This is a genomic window from Deinococcus sp. NW-56 (genome assembly GCF_002953415.1).
Taxonomy (GTDB): Bacteria; Deinococcota; Deinococci; order Deinococcales; family Deinococcaceae; genus Deinococcus.
In genome coordinates this window covers 2,141,030-2,158,150 of record NZ_CP026516.1, presented here as the reverse complement: position 1 = coordinate 2,158,150, position 17,121 = coordinate 2,141,030, and the positions used below count along the sequence as shown (strand labels likewise).

Genomic DNA, 17,121 nt, shown 5'->3' with positions numbered 1-17,121 from the left:
CGCGTGGTCTACTGGGGGCCATGCAACTCGTGATGGGACCGCTGGAGGGGGCGCAGGCCGCCGACCTGACGCTGACGTTCGTGACGCCGGGAGCGGCCGGGGGACCGGAGCGCCTGACCCGTGACCTGAAGCCGGGCAAGGTCGCCCTGCTCTCGCGCGGTGAGTCGGGGGACGTGGCCGCCGCCCTGATTCCCGAGGACGCGGGGCAGGCCCGCGAGGTGGGCGCGGCGTTCGTGAAGCTGGCGACCGACCTCGGCGCCGCGTCCCTGGCGGTGGAGGCCAGTGAGTACGGGGACGCCCTCGCCCTCGCCGCGCTCGCCGCCGGGCGCAAGGATGCCCGTTACCGGGAGAAGGCCCGCCCCGGCCCCACGTCCCTGACCGTGGGGGGCCTCGCGGACGCGGCGCGGCTCGACGCCCTGACCGCCGGGGTGCAGTTCGCCCGCGACCTCGTGAACGCGCCCGCCAACGTGCTCAACCCGGCGACCCTCGCCCGCGAAGCCCGGCGTCTGGAGGGCCACGGGGCCGACGTGGACATCTGGGACAGCACCGAGATCGAGGCGCGGGGGATGGGCCTGCTCGCCGCTGTCGCCGCCGGAAGCGCGACCGGCCCGCGCCTGATCCGGGTCACCCTCCCCGCGCGGGGCGAGGTGACGCGGGTGGTCGCCCTGGTGGGCAAGGGCGTGACCTTCGACACGGGGGGCTACTCCATCAAGCCCGCGGCGGGCATGGCCCCCATGAAAAACGACATGGGCGGCGCGGCCACCGTCCTGGGCGCGATGCGGGCGCTCGCGGCCCTGCGGGGCCGCCTTCCCGAAGGGCTGGAGGTCCGCGCGTACGTGCCCGCCGCCGAGAACATGGTCGGCCCCCACGCCATGCGCCCCGGCGACATCTACCGCGCGGCGAACGGCAAGACGGTGGAGGTCGTGAACACCGACGCCGAGGGCCGCCTGATCCTGGCCGACGCCCTTGCGGTGGCCTGCGACGAGGGCGCCACCGAGATCGTGGACGTGGCGACCCTGACCGGGGCCAAGATGATCGCCCTCGGCAGCGACATCGCGGGCCTCTTTTCCAGCGACGCCGACCTCGCGGCCCGGCTCAAGGCGAGCGCGGAGGCGGCGGGCGAGTACGTCTGGGAACTGCCCCTCCACGCGCCGTACCTGAGGGCCTTCCAGAAGGAGACGCTGGCCGACCTCCGCAACTCCGACCTCGTGCCCCAGGGCGGCAGCATCAAGGCGGCCCTCTTCCTGCAGGAGTTCGTCACCCGGCCCTGGGCGCACCTCGACATCGCCGGAAACGCGCAGAAGGACGGCGAGGCGACCGGGTGGGGTGTGGGGACGTTGGTGGGGTACGTGCTGAACGGGTAAAGGAGACGTGATGGGCGGAGCGCGGGAGAAGGGGCGTTCCTCCCGCGCCCCCTACGCCGTCCCCAACTTGCCCTGCCAGCGCAACTTGAGCCGCTGTCCCAACCGACGGTAGAGGGGCGGCGCATGGTGCTCCCCGAAGTCGCGGGTGGCCTTCTCGCTGCCCACGTCGTGGCCGTACTGCTGGGTCAGGAAGTAGCGGTGGTCCATGATCCAGAGGTACAGGTCGGCCTCGGTGCGGCCTGGAAAGCGGGCCATGACGCCGTGTTTCTCCAGGTTCTCGACCACCCGGCTGTAGAGACGGCGATACCAGCTCTCCACCGCCTCCTCCCACGACACCGGGGGCAGCCCCTCGCGCCCCGGCTTGCGGTCCAGAAAATATTGCCGGGTGCGGATGTGCTCCAGCAACCGGTCGTAGCGCCCCGGCGTGGTGAAGCAGATGTCGCGGTGATCCGGCACCACCTCGCCCAACCGCGTCTCGCGCAGGAAGCGGGCGTATTCCCCCTTCAGGATGAGGTCGCGCAGGGAGTCGTCTTCGTCGGGGGCCACGGTCACCTGCAACTCGATCACGTGCGCGTCGATGTACTTCTGCCCCAGCCGCCGCGCGACCGAGACGCGGTGGTTGCCGTCCTTGACGAAGTACAGCTCGCCCACCTTGTAGACCTGAATGGGCGGCAGTTCCTTGCCCTGAAGCTGCGCCGAGCGTACGCCGATCCAGCGCTCGTCGAGGTGGCGTTCGCGCGGGAGGTAGTGGCGGTCGAACTCGCGGTAGCGGTCCACTGACCCGGCGATCTTCTCGACGGGAATCGCCTGCACCCCCAGCGCGTGCTCCCCCTGGGGCGAGAGGTGCCGCACCCAGTCGAAAGGGAGCAGGTCGCCCCGCTCGCGCCGCAAGATGGCGAGCAGGTCGTGCAGGTGCGCCACCCGGCGGGCGCGTTCCACCTCGTGCCGGGCGCGGGTTCTCTGGTCGTGGTCGGTCATGGCTCTCTCCGGAGGTCGGGGGCCGGTCAGCGCCTCGGCTGGCCCGCGTTGGTGTCCAGCGTACACCCCCCAGGTCAGGCGAATGTCTGCTGTCTGGGCAGCCTGATGAAAGTCTTGAGGGAAGGCCCCAAAGGTGCCCGTGCCCATAGCCCGCGCGGCCGTGCGGGGGTGGAATGCCCCCATGCTCGGCAAATTTTTCAAGAAACCGGCGGACGACAGGGGGGGCCGCATCCCCCCCGGCCAGACGCTGACCACCCGCTTTCCGGTCCTGACGTACGGCCCCGCGCAGCACTACCGCCCGGAGGAGGTCGTCGTGCGCGTCTTCGGGCTGGCCGAGGAGAAGACCTTCACCTGGGCCGACCTGCTGGCGCTGCCCCAGACGACCCTGACCTACGACATCCACTGCGTGACCCACTGGAGCAAGCTCGACACGACTTGGACGGGTGTGCGGGTGACCGACCTGATGGAGCACCTTCAGCTCAAGCCGGAGGCCACCCACGTCATGCAGCACTCGGTGGGGGGATACACGACCAACCTCTCGCTGGAGGACTTCACCCGGCCCGAGAACCTGCTGGCGCACACCTTCGGCGGCGAGCCGCTGACCCCCGAACACGGCGGCCCGCTGCGGCTGGTCGTGCCGCACCTGTACTTCTGGAAGAGTGCCAAGTGGCTGACCGGGCTGGAGTTCATGGACGCCGACCGCCCCGGCTTCTGGGAGCGCAACGGGTACCACATGCGCGGCGACCCCTTCGCGGAGGAGCGGTATGACGACGACTGAGGTGCCTGCGGGGGAGGGCTATCTCGTTCCCGACGTGTTGGAGGAAGGGCTGACGCTGGTGCTTGTGGGCACGGCTCCCAGCCGCATCAGCGCCCGCGCGAAGGCGTACTACGCCAATCCGGAAAACAAGTTCTGGCGGGTGCTGGCCCAGGTGGGCCTGACGCCTCGGCAACTCGCCCCGCGCGAGTACCCCACCCTGCCTCAGTACGGCATCGGCCTCACCGATGTGGCAAAGCGACACAGCGGGGTGGACTCGGCCCTGCCCACGGAAGCCTGGGCGCCCGATGAACTGCGCGAGAAGATTCGGCGCTACCGCCCGGCCCTCGTCGCGTTTACCTCCAAGCGGGGGGCCTCCGAGACGCTGGGCCTGCCCACCGGGAAACTGCCCTATGGCCCGCAACTTCTGCCGCTGGAGGGGGCCGAGGTCTGGGTGCTGCCCTCGACGAGTCCGCTCGGCCACACCCACTTCCGGCTGGAGCCGTGGCAGGCGCTGGCGGACCGGGTGCGGGAGCTGCGCGGGAACCGGGAAGCCCCTCACCCCGTACCCTGACCATATGTCGGCGCGTGTCCCCCCTCAGCCTCCCCGTCCCGGCGACGATCCCTGGGTGACCCCTTCCCGGCCCGCCTTGCCCCGTCCTGCGCTCCCGCCTGACCTGGGGCGCCGCGCCAAGGGCCTGGGTTGGCTGGCCGTGCAGGGCGTGCTGGGCTTTGTCGCGGTGCTGGGGCTGCTGCTGCTGTTCGGCGTCCTGCTCGCGCTGGGCTGGGACCCGGCGGGGTGGCTGATCGGCATCACGCTGTTCCTGGCCTTCCTAGGCGTGGCCCGCACCTTTTTTCAGGGCCGCCGCCTGCTGACCCCCGCTCCCGAGGTGCCCCTCGCGCAGGCTACCCCCGAGGACGACGAGGCACGGCTGCTGCGGCTGCTGCGCTCCGGCGAGCGTGCCTTGCCCCCGGCGGCCCGGTCCGCTTTCCACGCCGCAATCATCTCCACCCGTGATGCCCTGCGCCTGACCTCCGGAGACGAGGCGCTGGGCCGCGACGCTTTCGACGCCCGGCAGGCCGCCCGCGAGGACCTGCCCGAACTGCTGCACACCTATCAGGCGGCTCCCCGCACCCCCGACGCCGAGCGCCTGCTGCTGAGTCAGCTCGACCTGATCGGCCGCCGAATGGGGGAGGTCGTCCATGAGCGCCGGGGCCAGCACACCCGCACGCTGGAGGCCCAGCGGCGCTATCTGGAGAGCAAGTACGGGGAGGGCGAGGGGCGGGACTAGGCGCTGGGCAGAGCGAGGGGCGAAGGCAGCGTGACGGCCTTCGCCCTTATTTGTGCACCTGCCCCCACCCCGAAGGCCAGTGCGAGCCAGTCCTGCCCGCCACACATGCCGCCCAAGCCCCTACTCAGATGGGACTGGTCCCAGCCCGTGGCCGCCGCATCAGCGCCCACCCGACGAGCAGCATGGCCGCCCCCCACACCAGAAAGCCGAGGTCGTACAGCGCCTGATTCGGGCCGGGCCGCACATGGTGAATCTGAAGGAGCTGGTGGTTGACCAATCCCTCCACCACATTGAACAGCCCCCAGCCGAACAGCAGCGCCCCGATCAGCGCTGAGGTCCGCCACGTCACATGCTGGCCCCGCGTCCCCTGCCACAGCAGGAGAAGGCCGATCAGGGTAAACACCCAGGTGGCCGCGTGGAAAAAGCCGTCCGCCACGGTGTTGATTTTGAGATTTTCGAGTGTGGTCGGCAGGTAGACCTCGCTGAGCAGGTGGTGCCACTGAAGAATCTGGTGCAGCACGATGCCGTCGAAAAATCCGCCCAGGCCGAGGCCCAGCAACACGCCGCCCCACAGCCAGGGACGCGGACTGGTGCTGCGAAGCGGTGGTTCCTCGGTGACAGTCATGGTGGCCTCCGGGTCGAGTACCGAGTGGTGCTGGCTTGACTCTGATTGTAGAAAGCCCCAGCACCCGGTGCCCCGGTCGGTGTAGGAGGGAGAACTTCATGAACCCACCCGCAGGACAAACCCCCGCGCGGAGGCGGGGGCGTTGGCTGGTCGGTGCTTGGAGGTTGGCCGTCTACCTCAGCTTCTCCCGGATCCACCCCGCCAGCTCACTGATCTTGACCCGTTCCTGCCCCAGCGTGTCGCGGTCGCGTACCGTCACGGTGTCGGTGAGATTCGGGTCCTCGCCCTTGCCCACGGTGTCGAAGTCCACCGTCACGCAAAAGGGCGTCCCCACCTCGTCGTGGCGGCGGTACGCCTTGCCGATGTTGCCGGAGTCCTCGTACAGCACCCGGCCCAGGCCCAGGCCCTGAAGCTCGGCCTTGATCGCCCGCGCGACCGTCGTGATCTCCTCGCGGTTGCGGGCCAGCGGAATCACCGCCACCTTGATGGGGGCCAGATGCGGCTTGAGCTTCAGCACGATGCGCTCCGAGCCGTTCTCTAGCGTCTCCTTGGTGAACGCCTCGCTGAGAACCGCCAGCATCGCCCGGTCCACCCCGGCGGACGGCTCGATCACGAAGGGCACGACGGGCTTGTTCGTCTCCGGGTGCGGGATGGTCAGCTTGGCGACCGAGTCGAGGTTCTCGTCCACGCGGGCCTGAATCCCGAGTTCGCCCTGCGCCTTGGTATGGCTGCCGAGGTCGAAGTCGGTGCGGTTGGCGATGCCCTCGATCTCCTCGTGCCCCAGCGTGGGGTAGTCGTACATCAGGTCGTAGGTGCGCTTGGAATAGTGCGCCAGGTCTTCCTGTGGCACGTCCAGAATCTCGATCTTGCTGCGCGGCACGCCCTGCGCCTCCCACCACTTCAGGCGCTGCTCGAGCCAGTGCTCGTGCCACTCCTCGTCGGTGCCGGGGGTGCAGAAGAACTCGATTTCCATCTGCTCGAGCTCGCGCACCCGGAAGATGAAGTTGCGCGGCGTGATCTCGTTGCGAAACGCCTTGCCGATCTGCGCGATGCCGAAGGGGAGGCGCCGGGAGGTCGAGTCCACCACGTTCTTGAAGTTGGTGAAGATGCCCTGCGCGGTCTCGGGCCGCAGGTAGCCGTAACTGTCCTCGTCCGCGACCGGGCCGATGGTCGTCTTGAACATCATGTTGAAGGGGCGCGGCTCGGTCCAGTCGCCCACCTCGCCGGAGAAGGGGTCACGCACGCCAGCGTCCTTCAGCGCCTGCGACGCCTGCGCGGGATTTGCGTTCAGGGCAGCCACCAGCGCGGCGAAGTTGTCGGCGTCCGCGCCCATCAACTCGGCCACCTTCACCTGCACGTCGGCCTTCTGGTCCTTCACGAGGTGGTCGAGGCGGTAGCGTTTGCCGTTTCTCTTGTTGTCCACCATCGGGTCGCTGAAGGTGGCCTCGTGGCCCGAGTGCCGCAGCACCATGCGGTGCATGATGATCGAGGCGTCGAGGCCCTCCATGTCGTCGCGCTCGTAGACATTGGTGCGCCACCACGCGGCCTTGATGTTGTTCTTCAGCTCCACGCCGAGGGGGCCGTAATCGTAGAACCCCTGCAGGCCGCCGTAAATCTCACTGCCCTGAAAAATAAAGCCCCGGCGCTTGCACAGGCTGACGAGTTCTTCCATTGAGGTTGCGGGCATACAGGCTCCTTCGGAGGGTCTAAGGGTCTAAAAGGCAAAGGGTCTGAGGAACAGCAGCGCGGGTGTTCTTAGACTCTTAGCCCCTCGACCCTTAGACCTCCCACAACGAAACGTCCCCAGACGGACATTTCGCCGCCTGGGGACGCAGACTGTTCCGCGCGGTTCCACCCCAGTTCCCGCCACCGCGTTCTGCGGCTTGGGCGGGCACTTTTGTCGCATTTCAGCTCCCCGCCGCCCTTCGCCGGCCGCCACCTGCCCGGCTCACACCGTCCCGGACTCGCTCGGAGGTACGTGTCCCGCTACTCCTGCGGATCAACGCTGGGGAGAGTGTGGCGCAGGGAAGGGGAAGGGGTCAAGCGGGGGAAAGCGGCCCCCACTCTTCAGTCGCGCCGCAGGTGGCGCAGCGCCACCGCCCAGCGCCGCAGCGGGCGAGCGAAGGGAGGTGTGTGGTCGGGCCGCAGGGTCAGGTTCGCCCGCCGCGCGACCTCCTCAGTGACCTCCTCCAGCGTGAGGTGGTCGGTGGAGAGACAGTCGGCGGGGTCGAGCTGGCCCAGCCCGTCGAGGCAGCGGTCGATCTGCCCGGCGGCCCAGCTGCTGGCCCCCTGCCCACGCGAACGCAAGCGCCGCAGCACGGTGGGCCGGGACGCGAGCAGCGCGACGTGGCAGACCCGGTGGCCGTCCGCCCGCAACCGCCCCACCGTCTCGTCGAAATATGCCGGGACCACCAGCGTCATGGGCACGATCACCACCCGGCGCGAGTGGGTCAGGTTGCGGCTGAGCAGGGTGTAGACTCCCTCGCGCCACAGTGGCAGGTCCTGAAACTCGCCGCGCAGCTCGCGGGGGGTCATGCGCCGGATGGCGAAGCCCAGATACTCGGGATCGCAGACGAAGCTGCCGGGCAGGCGGCGGTGCAGCGCGTAGGCGGTCTGCGTCTTGCCCACCCCGAAGGGACCGTTGATCCAGATCAGCCGGGCCGCTTCCGCCTGTCCCATCTCAATTCAGGTCGCCCCGGCCCCCACCTTTCCCCTTCTCCTCGGCGCGGCGGCGCAGCTCGGAGGCGAGGTCGGAGAAGTCCTGCGGGGTGGGGAGCACCCGGCGGCTCTGCGCCTTGGCCTCCTGCACGACCTTGACCTGTTCCTGCCGGGTGGCGGGTAGCCCGGCCCGCTTGCGCTCGAAGTACTGCTGCGCCACCCGCCCCAGCGCGAAGGTCCAGCCGTACACGGCGGGGGCGGTGATGATCCCGCCGATCACGGGCAGGGCCAGCTTGGCGATCCCGCGCATGACCTGCCGCGCCACGAGACCGTAGGCGACGGTGGCCCCCAGCTCCTGCGCGATCTCGCGCGAGCGCTCCGGGGTGATCTCGAAGCCGTAGATCTTGCCGATGTGCAGCACCATCTTGGCCTGCACGGGGGTAATCAGCAGCATGTCCGCGAAGGGGATAGGCTCGACCGCGATCGCCCCCGAGAGCAGCGCCGCGCTCTTGATGACCTCCTCGGCGTTCTCCCCTTCGGAGAGGTCGGGGTCCACGTCGAAGTTGAAGTTGTCCAGCACCTGCCGCACGAGGGGAAACATGGAGAAAGTGTAGCGGCGCGGGCCATGAGGGGGGAACGGCGAGTCTTGAGCAACAGCCGTGCCCTGTTGCCCCCGCCGTCCCTCACCGCCGCCAGCGCGGGCCGTCCTTGGTGTCCTCCACGGTCACGCCCACGCGGGTCAGCGTGTCGCGCAACTGGTCGGCCTCGGCGTACTGCTTTTGCAGGCGGTAGTTCTGCCGGGCCTGCAGCACGAGTTCCATCAGGGCGTCCACGACCTCCGTGTCGTCCTGGCCCGTGGCCGCGCCTTCTGCGAACAGCCCCAGCACGTCGCCCCCGAGCTGGCGGTAGGCGTCGCGGGCGGCTTCCAGCGCTCCCCGCCCCACCTCGCCGCCGTTCAGCGCCGCGTTCACGTCGGTCGTCAAGCCGAAGAGGGCCGCTACCGCGCGGGGCGTGTTGAAGTCGTCGCGCATGGCGTGCTCGAACTCCTCGACGTGTGCGGCGATCTTGCCGCGCAGGGCCGGGTCGTCGCGTTCCGGGGCGTTCGGCAATCGGCGCTCGACCTCGTGCAGCGCTTCGGTCAGGCGGCGATACCCATTCCGGGCGCTCTGGAAGGCCTCCTCCGAGAACTCGGTCACCGAGCGGTAGTGGCTGCCCACCAGCAGGAAGCGCACCACCATCGGGTCGTGGTGCTCGAGCAGGTCACGGATGGTCGTGAAGTTGCCCTTGCTCTTGGACATCTTCTCGCCGCCGATGGTCAGCATGTTGTTGTGCATCCAGTAGCGGGCGAAGGCGTGCCCGGCGGCCTCCGCCTGCGCGATCTCGGCCTCGTGGTGCGGGAACTGGAGGTCGAGCCCCCCGCCGTGGATGTCGAAGCCTTCGCCAAGGTACTTCAGGCTCATCGCGCTGCATTCGATGTGCCAGCCGGGAAAGCCCACCCCCCAGGGCGACTCCCAGCGCATCAGGTGGCCGGGCTCGGCCCGCTTCCACAGGGCGAAGTCGCGGGGGTCGCGCTTCTCCTCGCGCACGGCTTCCCGCGTGCCCTCGGCCTGCTCGTCGAGCTTGCGGCCCGACAGCTTGCCGTACTCGGGCCACGAGCGCACGTCGAAGTAGACGCTGCCGTTCGACTCGTAGGCGTGGCCCTTCTCGATCAGTTCCTCGATCAGCGCGATCTGCTCGGGGATGTGCCCGGTCGCGCGGGGGTTGATCGACGGCTTGAGGACATTCAGGGCGTCCATGTCGCGCTGGAAGGACCAGAAGTACTTGTCGGCCACCTCCATCGGTTCGAGCTGCTCCAGCCGGGCACGGGCCTGGAGCTTGTCCTCGCCCTCATCGGCATCGTTCTGGAGGTGGCCCACGTCGGTCACGTTGGTCACGTAGCGCACCCCGTACCCGAAGTGCATCAGCGCCCGCCGCACCACGTCGAAGGCGACCTCCTTTTTCGCGTGTCCGAGGTGCGCGTCCGAGTACACGGTGGGGCCGCACAGGTACATCCCCACCCGGCCGGGCGTGGTCGGCACGAAGCGGACCTTCTCGCCGCGCAGGGTGTCGTAGAGGTGGATATCGGGATCGGGCGTGCGGGGTGAGGGGGAGTGGGTCATTGGGGCTCCTGGGAAGGGAAAAGAAAAAGCCGCGCCGACTCCACACAGGGAAGGGGCGCGGCAGGGAAGCGTGTCGCTCAGGCCGCGGGGGAGAGGCAACACGGGAACATGGGGCCACTGTAGCAGAAGCCGCCGCACGGGCAGGGCGCTGGGTTAATTTTCGCTCCTGTGCGGAGGCGGGCAGAGGCTCCGTATCATGCCGGGTGTGATCTCGCCCCCCAAGCCGCCGACCGCCTTCGAGTACGCCTGGCGCAGTCCCTGGATTCGCCTCCTGGTCTTCGGACTGGCCCTGTACCTCCTCTACCGCCTGGCGGGCGAGGTCAGCACCATCATCTGGAACGTGCTGATCGCCTTTCTGATCGCCTACCTCGCCAATCCGCTGCTGACCTGGCTGGAGCGGGGGCGGGTGTCGCGGGGGCTGGGCGTCTTTTTCGTGCTGCTGCTGTTCGTGGCGCTGTTCGCGCTGGCGGGGGCGCTGCTGGTCACCGTCTCGGCGCAGCTCATCGACCTGCTCGCGCGGCTCCCGGACCAGATCGGGCAACTCGGCGTGGTGATTGACCGCCTCTTCGGGTGGCTGGGGGACCGGGGCATCGGCAACCTCGCGGACGCCCGCGAGCGCATCACGGAAGCGGTGCAGACCTACGTCGAAAACCTCGGCCAGAACCTGATCCCCATCCTGCAAAATGCCCTGAACTCGACGGGCACGGTCTTCCGGCAGATTGTCTCCATCGGTGGGGTGGTCGGCCAGATCGTGATCATCCTGCTGCTGAGCATCTACCTGATGCTGGACTACAGCCGGGTCAATGCTTCCCTCCTGCGGGCCTTTCCGCGCCCCTGGCAGCCGCGCGTGCTGGAGCTGAGCGGCCTGCTGGGCACGGCGGTGGGCGGGTACGTGCGCGGGCAACTCGTGATCGCCACCTTTATCGGCGTCTTCGTGTTCCTGGGGCTGACCCTCCTGGGAATCCCCAGCGCCGCCGCCATCGGGTTTCTGGCGGGAGCCTTCAACATCGTGCCGTACCTCGGCCCGGTGATCGGCGCGACCCCCGCGCTGCTGCTCGCGCTGCCGCTGGGGTGGGTCAAGATGCTGTTCGTCGTCGTGGTGTTCGTCCTGGCCAACCAGATCGAGAGCAACTTCCTGAGTCCCTACGTGCTGGGCCGCACCACCGACCTGCACCCGGTGACCGTGCTCGTCGCCATTCTGGTGGGAGCCTCGCTGCTGGGCTTCGTAGGGGCGCTCCTCGCCGTGCCCGTCGTCGCGCTGGGCAAGCTGCTGCTGGACAAGTACTACTATCCGAGCCGGGTGTATACCGAAGGGCCATAGGGCATGGGGTTGCTGCGGAGGGGGAGACGTTCTGTGCGTTTCCCCCCCTTTTTTGCCCTACGAGTCCGCTTCCAGCAGTTCCACCTGCCGCCCATCCGGGTCCAGCACGAAGGCCATGTCCCGCCCGCCGGGGCTGGGCTGGAGGTCGCGGCTGACCGTCACCCCGGCGGCCCGCAGCTCGGGGAGGAGGGCGCGGAGGCCGGGGACATGCAGGGCGATGTGGTCGGCCCAGTGCCCGTGCGGCGTGGGCGTCTCGCCGGGAATCTCGAAGAACTGGAGGCGGCCCCCGCCCAGCCGGATCACGCCCCGGCGGTAGCCCTCGGCGGTCGTCAGGTCCTTTTCGACCACGCCGCCGAGCCGCACGTAAAAGGCAAGGGTGGCCGCGAGGTCGCGGGTCACGAAGGAGACGTGCTTGAGCATCGGGAGGCAGGCTAGCGCGTACCCTGGCCCCATGACCCCGCCTCCCTGGACGCTCACCGGACGCGGCCTGATCGCCCTCTCGGCCTCGGGGGTGCTGATGCTGGTGCGCTACGCATCCTCCCCGGTCGGTCCCTACGACGAGCTGCTGTGGGCCGAACTCACCCGCACGCCTGCTGGGTGGAGGCCCCAGGTCCAGGCCATCGTGGTGAGCACCGAGGAGAGCGTGGTGTGGGGGCGGCGCAACTGGGGGATTCCCAAACATCTGGCCCGCTTCGACTGGCTCGGCCAGGAGCGCTGGGGCGAAGTCCGGGTGTCGGGGGAGGACGGCGCGGAGGTTGCCCGCCTGGGGTACGAGGTCGGCACCTGGCGCGTGCCCGTTCGCACTGGCCTTCTGCCCCCGCCCCTGCGGACGCTCGCGCAGCCGGGGCTGGATGGGGCAGGTGGTTGGCTGCTGACCCCCCTGGAGGCCAGCGGGCGCGTCACCCCCGCCCGGCTGACCGTGGGGCATCTGCGGGGCCTGACGCCCACGCCGCCGCCCGTTCGTCCCCTGCTGACCCTGGGTGTCCCCGACTTCCGGCTGGTCTTTCCGGTGCCCCAGCCACTCAACACGGGCAGGCATGAAAAAACCGCCACTTCGGGCGGTTGAATGAAGTAAGGATAGCGCGGTATACAGCATTCGTCAATCTCAAGCGGGGCGATTCAGGGCAGCACCTGAAGAAACCAGTGCAGGTGCCCGCAGTGGGCACAGGCAAAATAATCCGCGCTGCCGTTCAGCCAGTCCAACCCCAGGAAGGTGAGGCCCTGGGTATTGAGCTGCGCCTCGCCCGCGTAAAAGGCCGCGTGGCCGCAGTGGGCACAGGTCAGGTCTTTCCCCGCGCGGTGGACAGGCTGGGGTTCGGGGGCGGGGGGGTCAAAGAAACCCATGCCGCCTCTACGGGGTGGCCGGAGTAAGCGTTCCGGCGCGTGGCGTGGGCAGCATCGGGCGCAACTCGTGCCGGATCGCGGCGTGCTGGCGGTAGAGGTCGAGCAGCACGGTCAGCAGCATCGTCAGGCGCTGCGCCGCCGCTTCCAGCTCGGCCCGCTGAGGCAGGGCGGCGAGGTGGCGGGAAGTGAGGTCGGGCGGCAACCTGTCCAGCAGGCGCCAGAGGGTCAGTGCCGGGTCCAGACACTGCGCCGCCAAACCGTTGGCGTGCGCCGTGAGGGCGTCCAGTTCCGAGAGTTTGAGGTAGACGGCGGGCGGCACGTACCCCAGGTCTGCCCCCAGCAGCCCCGCCCACACGGGCTGGGTCAGGTTGGGAATGCTCAGGCGCAGGCCGAGTTGCGCGGGCTGATCGGCCTCCGGCCCATTCGTGTTGAGAAGCGCCCGCAGCTCCCCCAGCCAGCGCAGGGTGGCTTCCGCGCTGGCCCGGCTTTCCTCGGCCCCGCCGCTGCCCAGGGCCGCCCCGACCGCCCCCAGCACCGCCCGCGCCCGGTCCTGACCTTGCCGCCGGGCCGCTCCCACGGTCGCCAGGTAGGTCCCGGCGGCCCCCACCAGGGCACCGAGCAGGGCGCCCACAAAGCCGATTATCGCTGCGTCGTCCACCCGGCCAGCCTACGCTTGACCGCTCTGCTGGACGGGCGAAACATGGGAGGCGGCGGGCATAAAAAGCCGCCCCTTCGGGCGGTGATAAAACCAAGTTAGCGCGGTATGCAGCATTCGTCAAGCCTTCCGCACCCTCCCGTGGGGACGATTACCCCGCCGCCTCTTCCGCCTCCTCATATTGGCGGGCGGGAACGGGTTTGCGGCGTTCCAGGTCGAAGGCGTCGCCACGCGAGAGGACGTGCAGGCGCACGTCGTACAGCGAGAGGGGTTCTTCCGTGCGGGCCTCGGCGATGTTGGAGTGGGTGATGCCCTCGCCGTCGGCGACGTAGACGGCCCCGCTGCCGATCACGGTGAAGTGGCTGCCTTCCAGCACGATGGCCGTGTCCTCGTCAATGCCGATGCCCAGCACGCGGGGATTTTGCGCCACCGCCCCCAGCAGGCGGCCGATGCGCCCGCGCTCGGCGAAGTGCTGGTCGATGATGACTCCGCGCACCAGACCCAGCCCCGGCGCCATCTGAAGGTCCCCGATGCGGTAGGACTCCTTGCTGCTGCCCTTGACCAGCATCGTCTCGCACATCACGGAAGCCCCCGCCGAGGTGCCCGCGATCACGCCGCCGCCTTCGTAGACCTCGCGGATGCGGGCTTCGAGCGGCGTGTCCCCGATCTGGCTGGTGATGCGGAGCTGGTCGCCGCCGGAGAAGAACACCACCGCCGCGCCGTCAAGCAGCCCCAGCTTGTCCTCGCGCGAGGCCTCCACCCGCTCCTCGATATACAGCTCGGCGAGTTCGCCCACCCCCAGGCCCCCGAAGCCCTCTTGGTAGCTCTCGAAGTAGCCCTCAGGCTGGTGCGAGGCGACGGTGGCGATCACCAGCTTGCCGCCCTGCACGCGGCGGGCGACTTCCTTGAGAATCTCGCGCCTCTTTTCCTTGTCCTCGTGCCCGCCGATGATGATCAGCGTTCCGCGCCCCGGCCGGGCGCCCCGTTCAGCCGTGTGGTGTGTGGACATCGTCTCTCTCCTCGGTTTTCGTCAGGTAGGTGCGGGGGCTGGGCATGTCGGAGCGCTGGTAGGCCGTGGGCATGTCGGGGCTGGTGTGCCACCACCCGGCCTGCCCGTCCGGCGTCAGGGCGATGCCGCCCCCGGTGCCGCCGACCCGCGTGCCCATCTCCTCCAGCACCGTGCGCAGGGCCTCGTCGGGTGTCCTGCCCGGCAGGCGGTGGAGGATGCGGGCCGCCGTCATCCAGCGGGCCAGGCTCTCGCCCTCGCCGGTCAGGGCCACCGCGCCGACTCCGTCTTCGGCGTAGAAGCCGCAGCCGATCAGGGGCGAGTCGCCCACCCGCCCGGCGGGCTGCCCGGTCAGGCCCCCGGTGGAGGTCCCGGCGGCGAGGTGGCCGCGCAGGTCGAGGGCCACGCAACCGACGGTGTCGTGTTCCTGGAAGGTCTTCCGCTGCTGGGGCGAGATCAGTTCTTCGGGGGCGCACAGCTCGGCCCCGCTGCGCTCGGCGAAGCGGCGGGCACCCGCGCCGGTCAGCAGCACTTCTTTCTCACGCAGCAGGCGCCGGGCCACGCTGACCGGGTGACGGACCCCGGCCAGTCCCGCGACCGCGCCCACCTCCAGGGTCTGCCCGTCCATCACGGCGGAGTCCATCTCGACCGTGCCGTCCGCCGTCAGCGCTGAGCCGTACCCGGCATTGAAGGTGGGGTCGTCCTCCAGCACCCGGAGGGCGGCCTCGACTGCCTCGACCGCCGTGCCGCCGCCCTCCAGCACCCGGCGCCCGGCGCTCAGCGCTGCCAGACACCCGGCGCGGCTGGCCGCGACCTGTTCGGGCGGAGTCTGGTGCGCCCCGCCGTGGACGATGATCGCCCAGCGCGGCGTCTCAGTCATGGTAGGCCCCCTGGTGGCCGGGTTCCTCGGGCGTGCCCGCCGGGGGGAGGTGCGAGGAGTCGAAGTCGCGGATGCGCCGCCAAGTCTCCTCGACCTCGGTGGCGAGGTAGATCACGAGGTCGCCGGGACGGGCCACGCTCAGCCCGTGGTCCACCGCCGCCCGTTCGGAGAGGATGGTCGTGATGCGCTCGGGAGAGAGGCCCCCCGCGACCGCCCCCTCGCTGAGCAGGCGGGCGCCCTCCCCGCTGGGGCGGCCCCGGCGCAGCTCGTCCTCGCGCACGATGAGGTCGTCGAACATTTCTGCTGCAATTTCGCCCATCTGCCGGATGTCCTGATCGCGGCGGTCCCCGGCGACGCCCATCACGCCGATCACCCGGCCACGCGGTGGGCGCAGGTGCGTCACGAGGTCACGCAGGTGCGACAGCCCGGCGGGGTTGTGCGCGTAGTCCAGCATCACCCGGAAGGGGTGGCCGTCATAGAGGTTCAGGCGGCCGGGGCTCTGCTCGTAGGAGGTGGTAAAGGACGCCAGCGCCGTGCGAATCACCGGCAGTTCCACCCCCTGCGCGACCGCGATGGCCGCCGCCGCGAGGGCATTTTGCACGTTGACCTGCGCGAAACCGCCCAGCGTGGCGGGGATGTCCCGCGCCCGCAAGATGGGCTGGCGCTGCCCGCCCTGGTACAGCACGAGTTCGTCGCCCAGCGCAGTGGGTTCGCGCAGCACCGCCGTGCCGCCCCCGGCGATGTGATCCTGCACGTCGCGCGAGCATCCGCTGCCCCCCTGCATGGAAAACAGGGTGAGGCTCCCGCCCGCCTTCTTCCGCATCCTCAGCGTGAGGGGGTCGTCGGCGTTCAGCACGCTGGTGCCGTTCTTGGTCACCACTTCCACGATCAGCGACTTGACCCAGGCGAGGTCTTGCAGGGTCTCGATCCCCTTGAGCCCGAGGTGGTCGGGCTGGATGTTCAGCACCGCGCCCACGTCGCAGTGGTCGAAGCCCAGCCCCTCGCGCAGGATGCCGCCGCGGGCCGTTTCCAGCACGGCGACCTCCACGCTGGGGTCACTCAGGACCACCTTCGCGCTCTTGGGACCGGTGGTGTCGCCGCTCAGAATCTGCTCCCCGTCGATGTAGATGCCGTTGGAGGTCGTCAGGCCCACGACCTTCCCCGCGTGGCGCAGGATGTGCGCGACCATGCGCGAGGTCGTGCTCTTGCCGTTCGTGCCAGTGATGGAGATGATCGGCATCCGGCAGGGCGTGTCCCTGGGGAACAGCATGCTCAGCACGGGGGCGGCCACGTTGCGCCCCTCGCCTTCGGAGGGTTGCAGGTGCATCCGGAAGCCCGGCGCGGCGTTGACCTCCACGATGCCGCCGCCCGTTTCGTGCACCGAGCGCGAGATGTCGGGCGTGATCAGGTCGATGCCCGCCACGTCCAGCCCGATGACCTGCGCTGCCCGCCGCGCGATGGTGACGTTCTCGGGGTGAATCACGTCGGTGCGGTCCACGGCGGTGCCCCCGGTGGAGATGTTGGCGGTGTCGCGCAGGGGGACCACCTCGCCCGCCGCCGGAACCGTCTCCGGCGTCCGGCCCGAGCGGGCCAGCAGCGTCAGGACATGCTCGTCGAGCTTGATGCGGGTCATGACCTTCTCGTGGCCGTCGCCCCGGCGGGGGTCGCGGTTGACCTCCTCTACGAGTTCGGCAATCTTCCGGCTGCCGTCGCCCACCACATGGGCGGGCACCCGCTCGGCCACCGCGACGACCTCACCGTTCACCACCAGCACCCGGTGGTCGTTGCCGGTGTAGAACTGCTCGACGACCACGCTGCGGCTGTGGGCGCGGGCCTCCTCGAAGCCCTTGCGGACCTCTTCCTCCGTCGTGAGGTTCAGAGACACGCCGCGCCCGTGGTTGCCGTCGAGCGGCTTGGTCACGACCGGCCCCTTCAGGCGGCGGGCCTCGCGCACGGCCTCCTCCGCGTCGCGCACGACCACGCCCTGCGGCACGGGCAGCCCGGCGCGGTCGAGCAGCCGCTTGGTGAGGTCCTTGTCACTCGCGGCTCTGTACCGGACATCTTCAGGTTGAAGCTGTGCTGGAC

General features: G+C 69.6%; 17 protein-coding genes and 1 pseudogene. 6 read left to right on the top strand and 12 right to left on the bottom strand.

Annotated features, from left to right (window positions below):
• Positions 1-20 precede the first annotated feature (20 nt).
• Positions 21-1,364 carry a leucyl aminopeptidase family protein gene (locus C3K08_RS10895; RefSeq protein WP_234009056.1) on the top strand — a complete coding sequence of 448 codons (1,344 nt, stop codon included), beginning with the start codon at positions 21-23 and terminating at the stop codon, positions 1,362-1,364.
• A gap of 51 nt (positions 1,365-1,415) precedes the next feature.
• Here C3K08_RS10895 and C3K08_RS10890 read toward each other — a convergent pair whose 3' ends face one another.
• Positions 1,416-2,342 (bottom strand): DUF4032 domain-containing protein, encoded by a 927-nt coding sequence (locus tag C3K08_RS10890; protein ID WP_104992036.1) that lies wholly within the window; start codon positions 2,340-2,342, stop codon positions 1,416-1,418.
• 181 nt (positions 2,343-2,523) lie between these two features.
• Here C3K08_RS10890 and C3K08_RS10885 point away from each other — a divergent pair, with 181 nt between their 5' ends.
• Genes C3K08_RS10885 through C3K08_RS10875 form a run of 3 tightly spaced genes read left to right on the top strand, consistent with a single transcriptional unit; the run spans position 2,524 to position 4,388 of the window.
• Positions 2,524-3,120, top strand: a complete 597-nt coding sequence (locus C3K08_RS10885; RefSeq protein WP_104991325.1) for a sulfite oxidase-like oxidoreductase — start codon at positions 2,524-2,526, stop codon at positions 3,118-3,120.
• On the top strand, positions 3,107-3,670 hold the full coding sequence (locus tag C3K08_RS10880) for a mismatch-specific DNA-glycosylase (RefSeq protein WP_104991324.1): 564 nt from the start codon (positions 3,107-3,109) through the stop codon (positions 3,668-3,670). Before C3K08_RS10885 ends, C3K08_RS10880 begins: the two co-directional genes overlap by 14 nt.
• A 4-nt stretch (positions 3,671-3,674) precedes the next feature.
• Positions 3,675-4,388: a hypothetical protein gene (locus tag C3K08_RS10875; RefSeq protein ID WP_104991323.1), complete on the top strand. Its 714-nt coding sequence runs from the start codon at positions 3,675-3,677 to the stop codon at positions 4,386-4,388.
• A 124-nt stretch (positions 4,389-4,512) separates the two neighbouring features.
• Here C3K08_RS10875 and C3K08_RS10870 read toward each other — a convergent pair whose 3' ends face one another.
• The 5 genes from C3K08_RS10870 to cysS form a co-directional block, all read right to left on the bottom strand.
• Positions 4,513-5,013: a DUF2243 domain-containing protein gene (locus C3K08_RS10870; protein WP_104991322.1), complete on the bottom strand. Its 501-nt coding sequence runs from the start codon at positions 5,011-5,013 to the stop codon at positions 4,513-4,515.
• Between the two features lie 172 nt (positions 5,014-5,185).
• A complete protein-coding gene (locus tag C3K08_RS10865; RefSeq protein WP_104991321.1) occupies positions 5,186-6,700 on the bottom strand; it encodes a glycine--tRNA ligase in 1,515 nt (504 codons plus the stop codon).
• 380 nt (positions 6,701-7,080) lie between these two features.
• Positions 7,081-7,692 (bottom strand): AAA family ATPase, encoded by a 612-nt coding sequence (locus C3K08_RS10860; protein WP_104991320.1) that lies wholly within the window; start codon positions 7,690-7,692, stop codon positions 7,081-7,083.
• Between the two features lies 1 nt (position 7,693).
• On the bottom strand, positions 7,694-8,272 hold the full coding sequence (locus C3K08_RS10855) for a YcjF family protein (protein WP_104991319.1): 579 nt from the start codon (positions 8,270-8,272) through the stop codon (positions 7,694-7,696).
• A gap of 82 nt (positions 8,273-8,354) precedes the next feature.
• Complete coding sequence (gene cysS, locus C3K08_RS10850) at positions 8,355-9,830, bottom strand: cysteine--tRNA ligase (protein WP_104991318.1); 1,476 nt, start codon at positions 9,828-9,830, stop codon at positions 8,355-8,357.
• Positions 9,831-10,035: 205 nt separating this feature from the next.
• Here cysS and C3K08_RS10845 point away from each other — a divergent pair, with 205 nt between their 5' ends.
• Positions 10,036-11,151, top strand: a complete 1,116-nt coding sequence (locus tag C3K08_RS10845; protein ID WP_234009055.1) for an AI-2E family transporter — start codon at positions 10,036-10,038, stop codon at positions 11,149-11,151.
• A gap of 57 nt (positions 11,152-11,208) precedes the next feature.
• Here the strand turns inward: C3K08_RS10845 and C3K08_RS10840 are convergent, their stop codons facing one another.
• The gene (locus C3K08_RS10840) at positions 11,209-11,571 is read right to left on the bottom strand and encodes a VOC family protein (protein ID WP_104991316.1); all 363 of its coding nucleotides are present in this window, start codon (positions 11,569-11,571) and stop codon (positions 11,209-11,211) included.
• Between the two features lie 31 nt (positions 11,572-11,602).
• Between C3K08_RS10840 and C3K08_RS10835 the strand changes: the two genes are divergently transcribed.
• Positions 11,603-12,217, top strand: a complete 615-nt coding sequence (locus C3K08_RS10835; RefSeq protein WP_234009054.1) for a hypothetical protein — start codon at positions 11,603-11,605, stop codon at positions 12,215-12,217.
• A 53-nt stretch (positions 12,218-12,270) separates the two neighbouring features.
• On the opposite strand, the gene C3K08_RS10830 is transcribed toward C3K08_RS10835, so the two are convergent.
• The 5 genes and pseudogenes from C3K08_RS10830 to cphA all read right to left on the bottom strand — a co-directional run.
• Positions 12,271-12,495: a DNA-binding protein gene (locus C3K08_RS10830; RefSeq protein ID WP_104991315.1), complete on the bottom strand. Its 225-nt coding sequence runs from the start codon at positions 12,493-12,495 to the stop codon at positions 12,271-12,273.
• A gap of 7 nt (positions 12,496-12,502) precedes the next feature.
• Positions 12,503-13,153 carry a hypothetical protein gene (locus C3K08_RS10825; RefSeq protein WP_104991314.1) on the bottom strand — a complete coding sequence of 217 codons (651 nt, stop codon included), beginning with the start codon at positions 13,151-13,153 and terminating at the stop codon, positions 12,503-12,505.
• Between the two features lie 148 nt (positions 13,154-13,301).
• A complete protein-coding gene (locus C3K08_RS10820; protein WP_104991313.1) occupies positions 13,302-14,159 on the bottom strand; it encodes a cyanophycinase in 858 nt (285 codons plus the stop codon).
• Complete coding sequence (locus tag C3K08_RS10815) at positions 14,137-15,036, bottom strand: isoaspartyl peptidase/L-asparaginase family protein (RefSeq protein ID WP_104991312.1); 900 nt, start codon at positions 15,034-15,036, stop codon at positions 14,137-14,139. Before C3K08_RS10815 ends, C3K08_RS10820 begins: the two co-directional genes overlap by 23 nt.
• A pseudogene (gene cphA, locus C3K08_RS10810) lies at positions 15,029-17,080 on the bottom strand (cyanophycin synthetase); the annotation flags it as partial. The gene C3K08_RS10815 and the pseudogene cphA, both read right to left, overlap by 8 nt.
• Positions 17,081-17,121: the final 41 nt, after the last annotated feature.

Bases quoted from the DNA above. Each gene is read 5' to 3' on its own strand.
- C3K08_RS10895 (WP_234009056.1), top strand. From the start codon at position 21: ATGCAACTCGTGATGGGACCGCTGGAGGGGGCGCAGGCCGCCGACCTG.
- C3K08_RS10890 (WP_104992036.1), bottom strand. From the start codon at position 2,342: ATGACCGACCACGACCAGAGAACCCGCGCCCGGCACGAGGTGGAACGC.
- C3K08_RS10885 (WP_104991325.1), top strand. From the start codon at position 2,524: ATGCTCGGCAAATTTTTCAAGAAACCGGCGGACGACAGGGGGGGCCGC.
- C3K08_RS10880 (WP_104991324.1), top strand. From the start codon at position 3,107: ATGACGACGACTGAGGTGCCTGCGGGGGAGGGCTATCTCGTTCCCGAC.
- C3K08_RS10875 (WP_104991323.1), top strand. From the start codon at position 3,675: ATGTCGGCGCGTGTCCCCCCTCAGCCTCCCCGTCCCGGCGACGATCCC.
- C3K08_RS10870 (WP_104991322.1), bottom strand. From the start codon at position 5,013: ATGACTGTCACCGAGGAACCACCGCTTCGCAGCACCAGTCCGCGTCCC.
- C3K08_RS10865 (WP_104991321.1), bottom strand. From the start codon at position 6,700: ATGCCCGCAACCTCAATGGAAGAACTCGTCAGCCTGTGCAAGCGCCGG.
- C3K08_RS10860 (WP_104991320.1), bottom strand. From the start codon at position 7,692: ATGGGACAGGCGGAAGCGGCCCGGCTGATCTGGATCAACGGTCCCTTC.
- C3K08_RS10855 (WP_104991319.1), bottom strand. From the start codon at position 8,272: ATGTTTCCCCTCGTGCGGCAGGTGCTGGACAACTTCAACTTCGACGTG.
- cysS (WP_104991318.1), bottom strand. From the start codon at position 9,830: ATGACCCACTCCCCCTCACCCCGCACGCCCGATCCCGATATCCACCTC.
- C3K08_RS10840 (WP_104991316.1), bottom strand. From the start codon at position 11,571: ATGCTCAAGCACGTCTCCTTCGTGACCCGCGACCTCGCGGCCACCCTT.
- C3K08_RS10835 (WP_234009054.1), top strand. From the start codon at position 11,603: ATGACCCCGCCTCCCTGGACGCTCACCGGACGCGGCCTGATCGCCCTC.
- C3K08_RS10830 (WP_104991315.1), bottom strand. From the start codon at position 12,495: ATGGGTTTCTTTGACCCCCCCGCCCCCGAACCCCAGCCTGTCCACCGC.
- C3K08_RS10820 (WP_104991313.1), bottom strand. From the start codon at position 14,159: ATGTCCACACACCACACGGCTGAACGGGGCGCCCGGCCGGGGCGCGGA.
- C3K08_RS10815 (WP_104991312.1), bottom strand. From the start codon at position 15,036: ATGACTGAGACGCCGCGCTGGGCGATCATCGTCCACGGCGGGGCGCAC.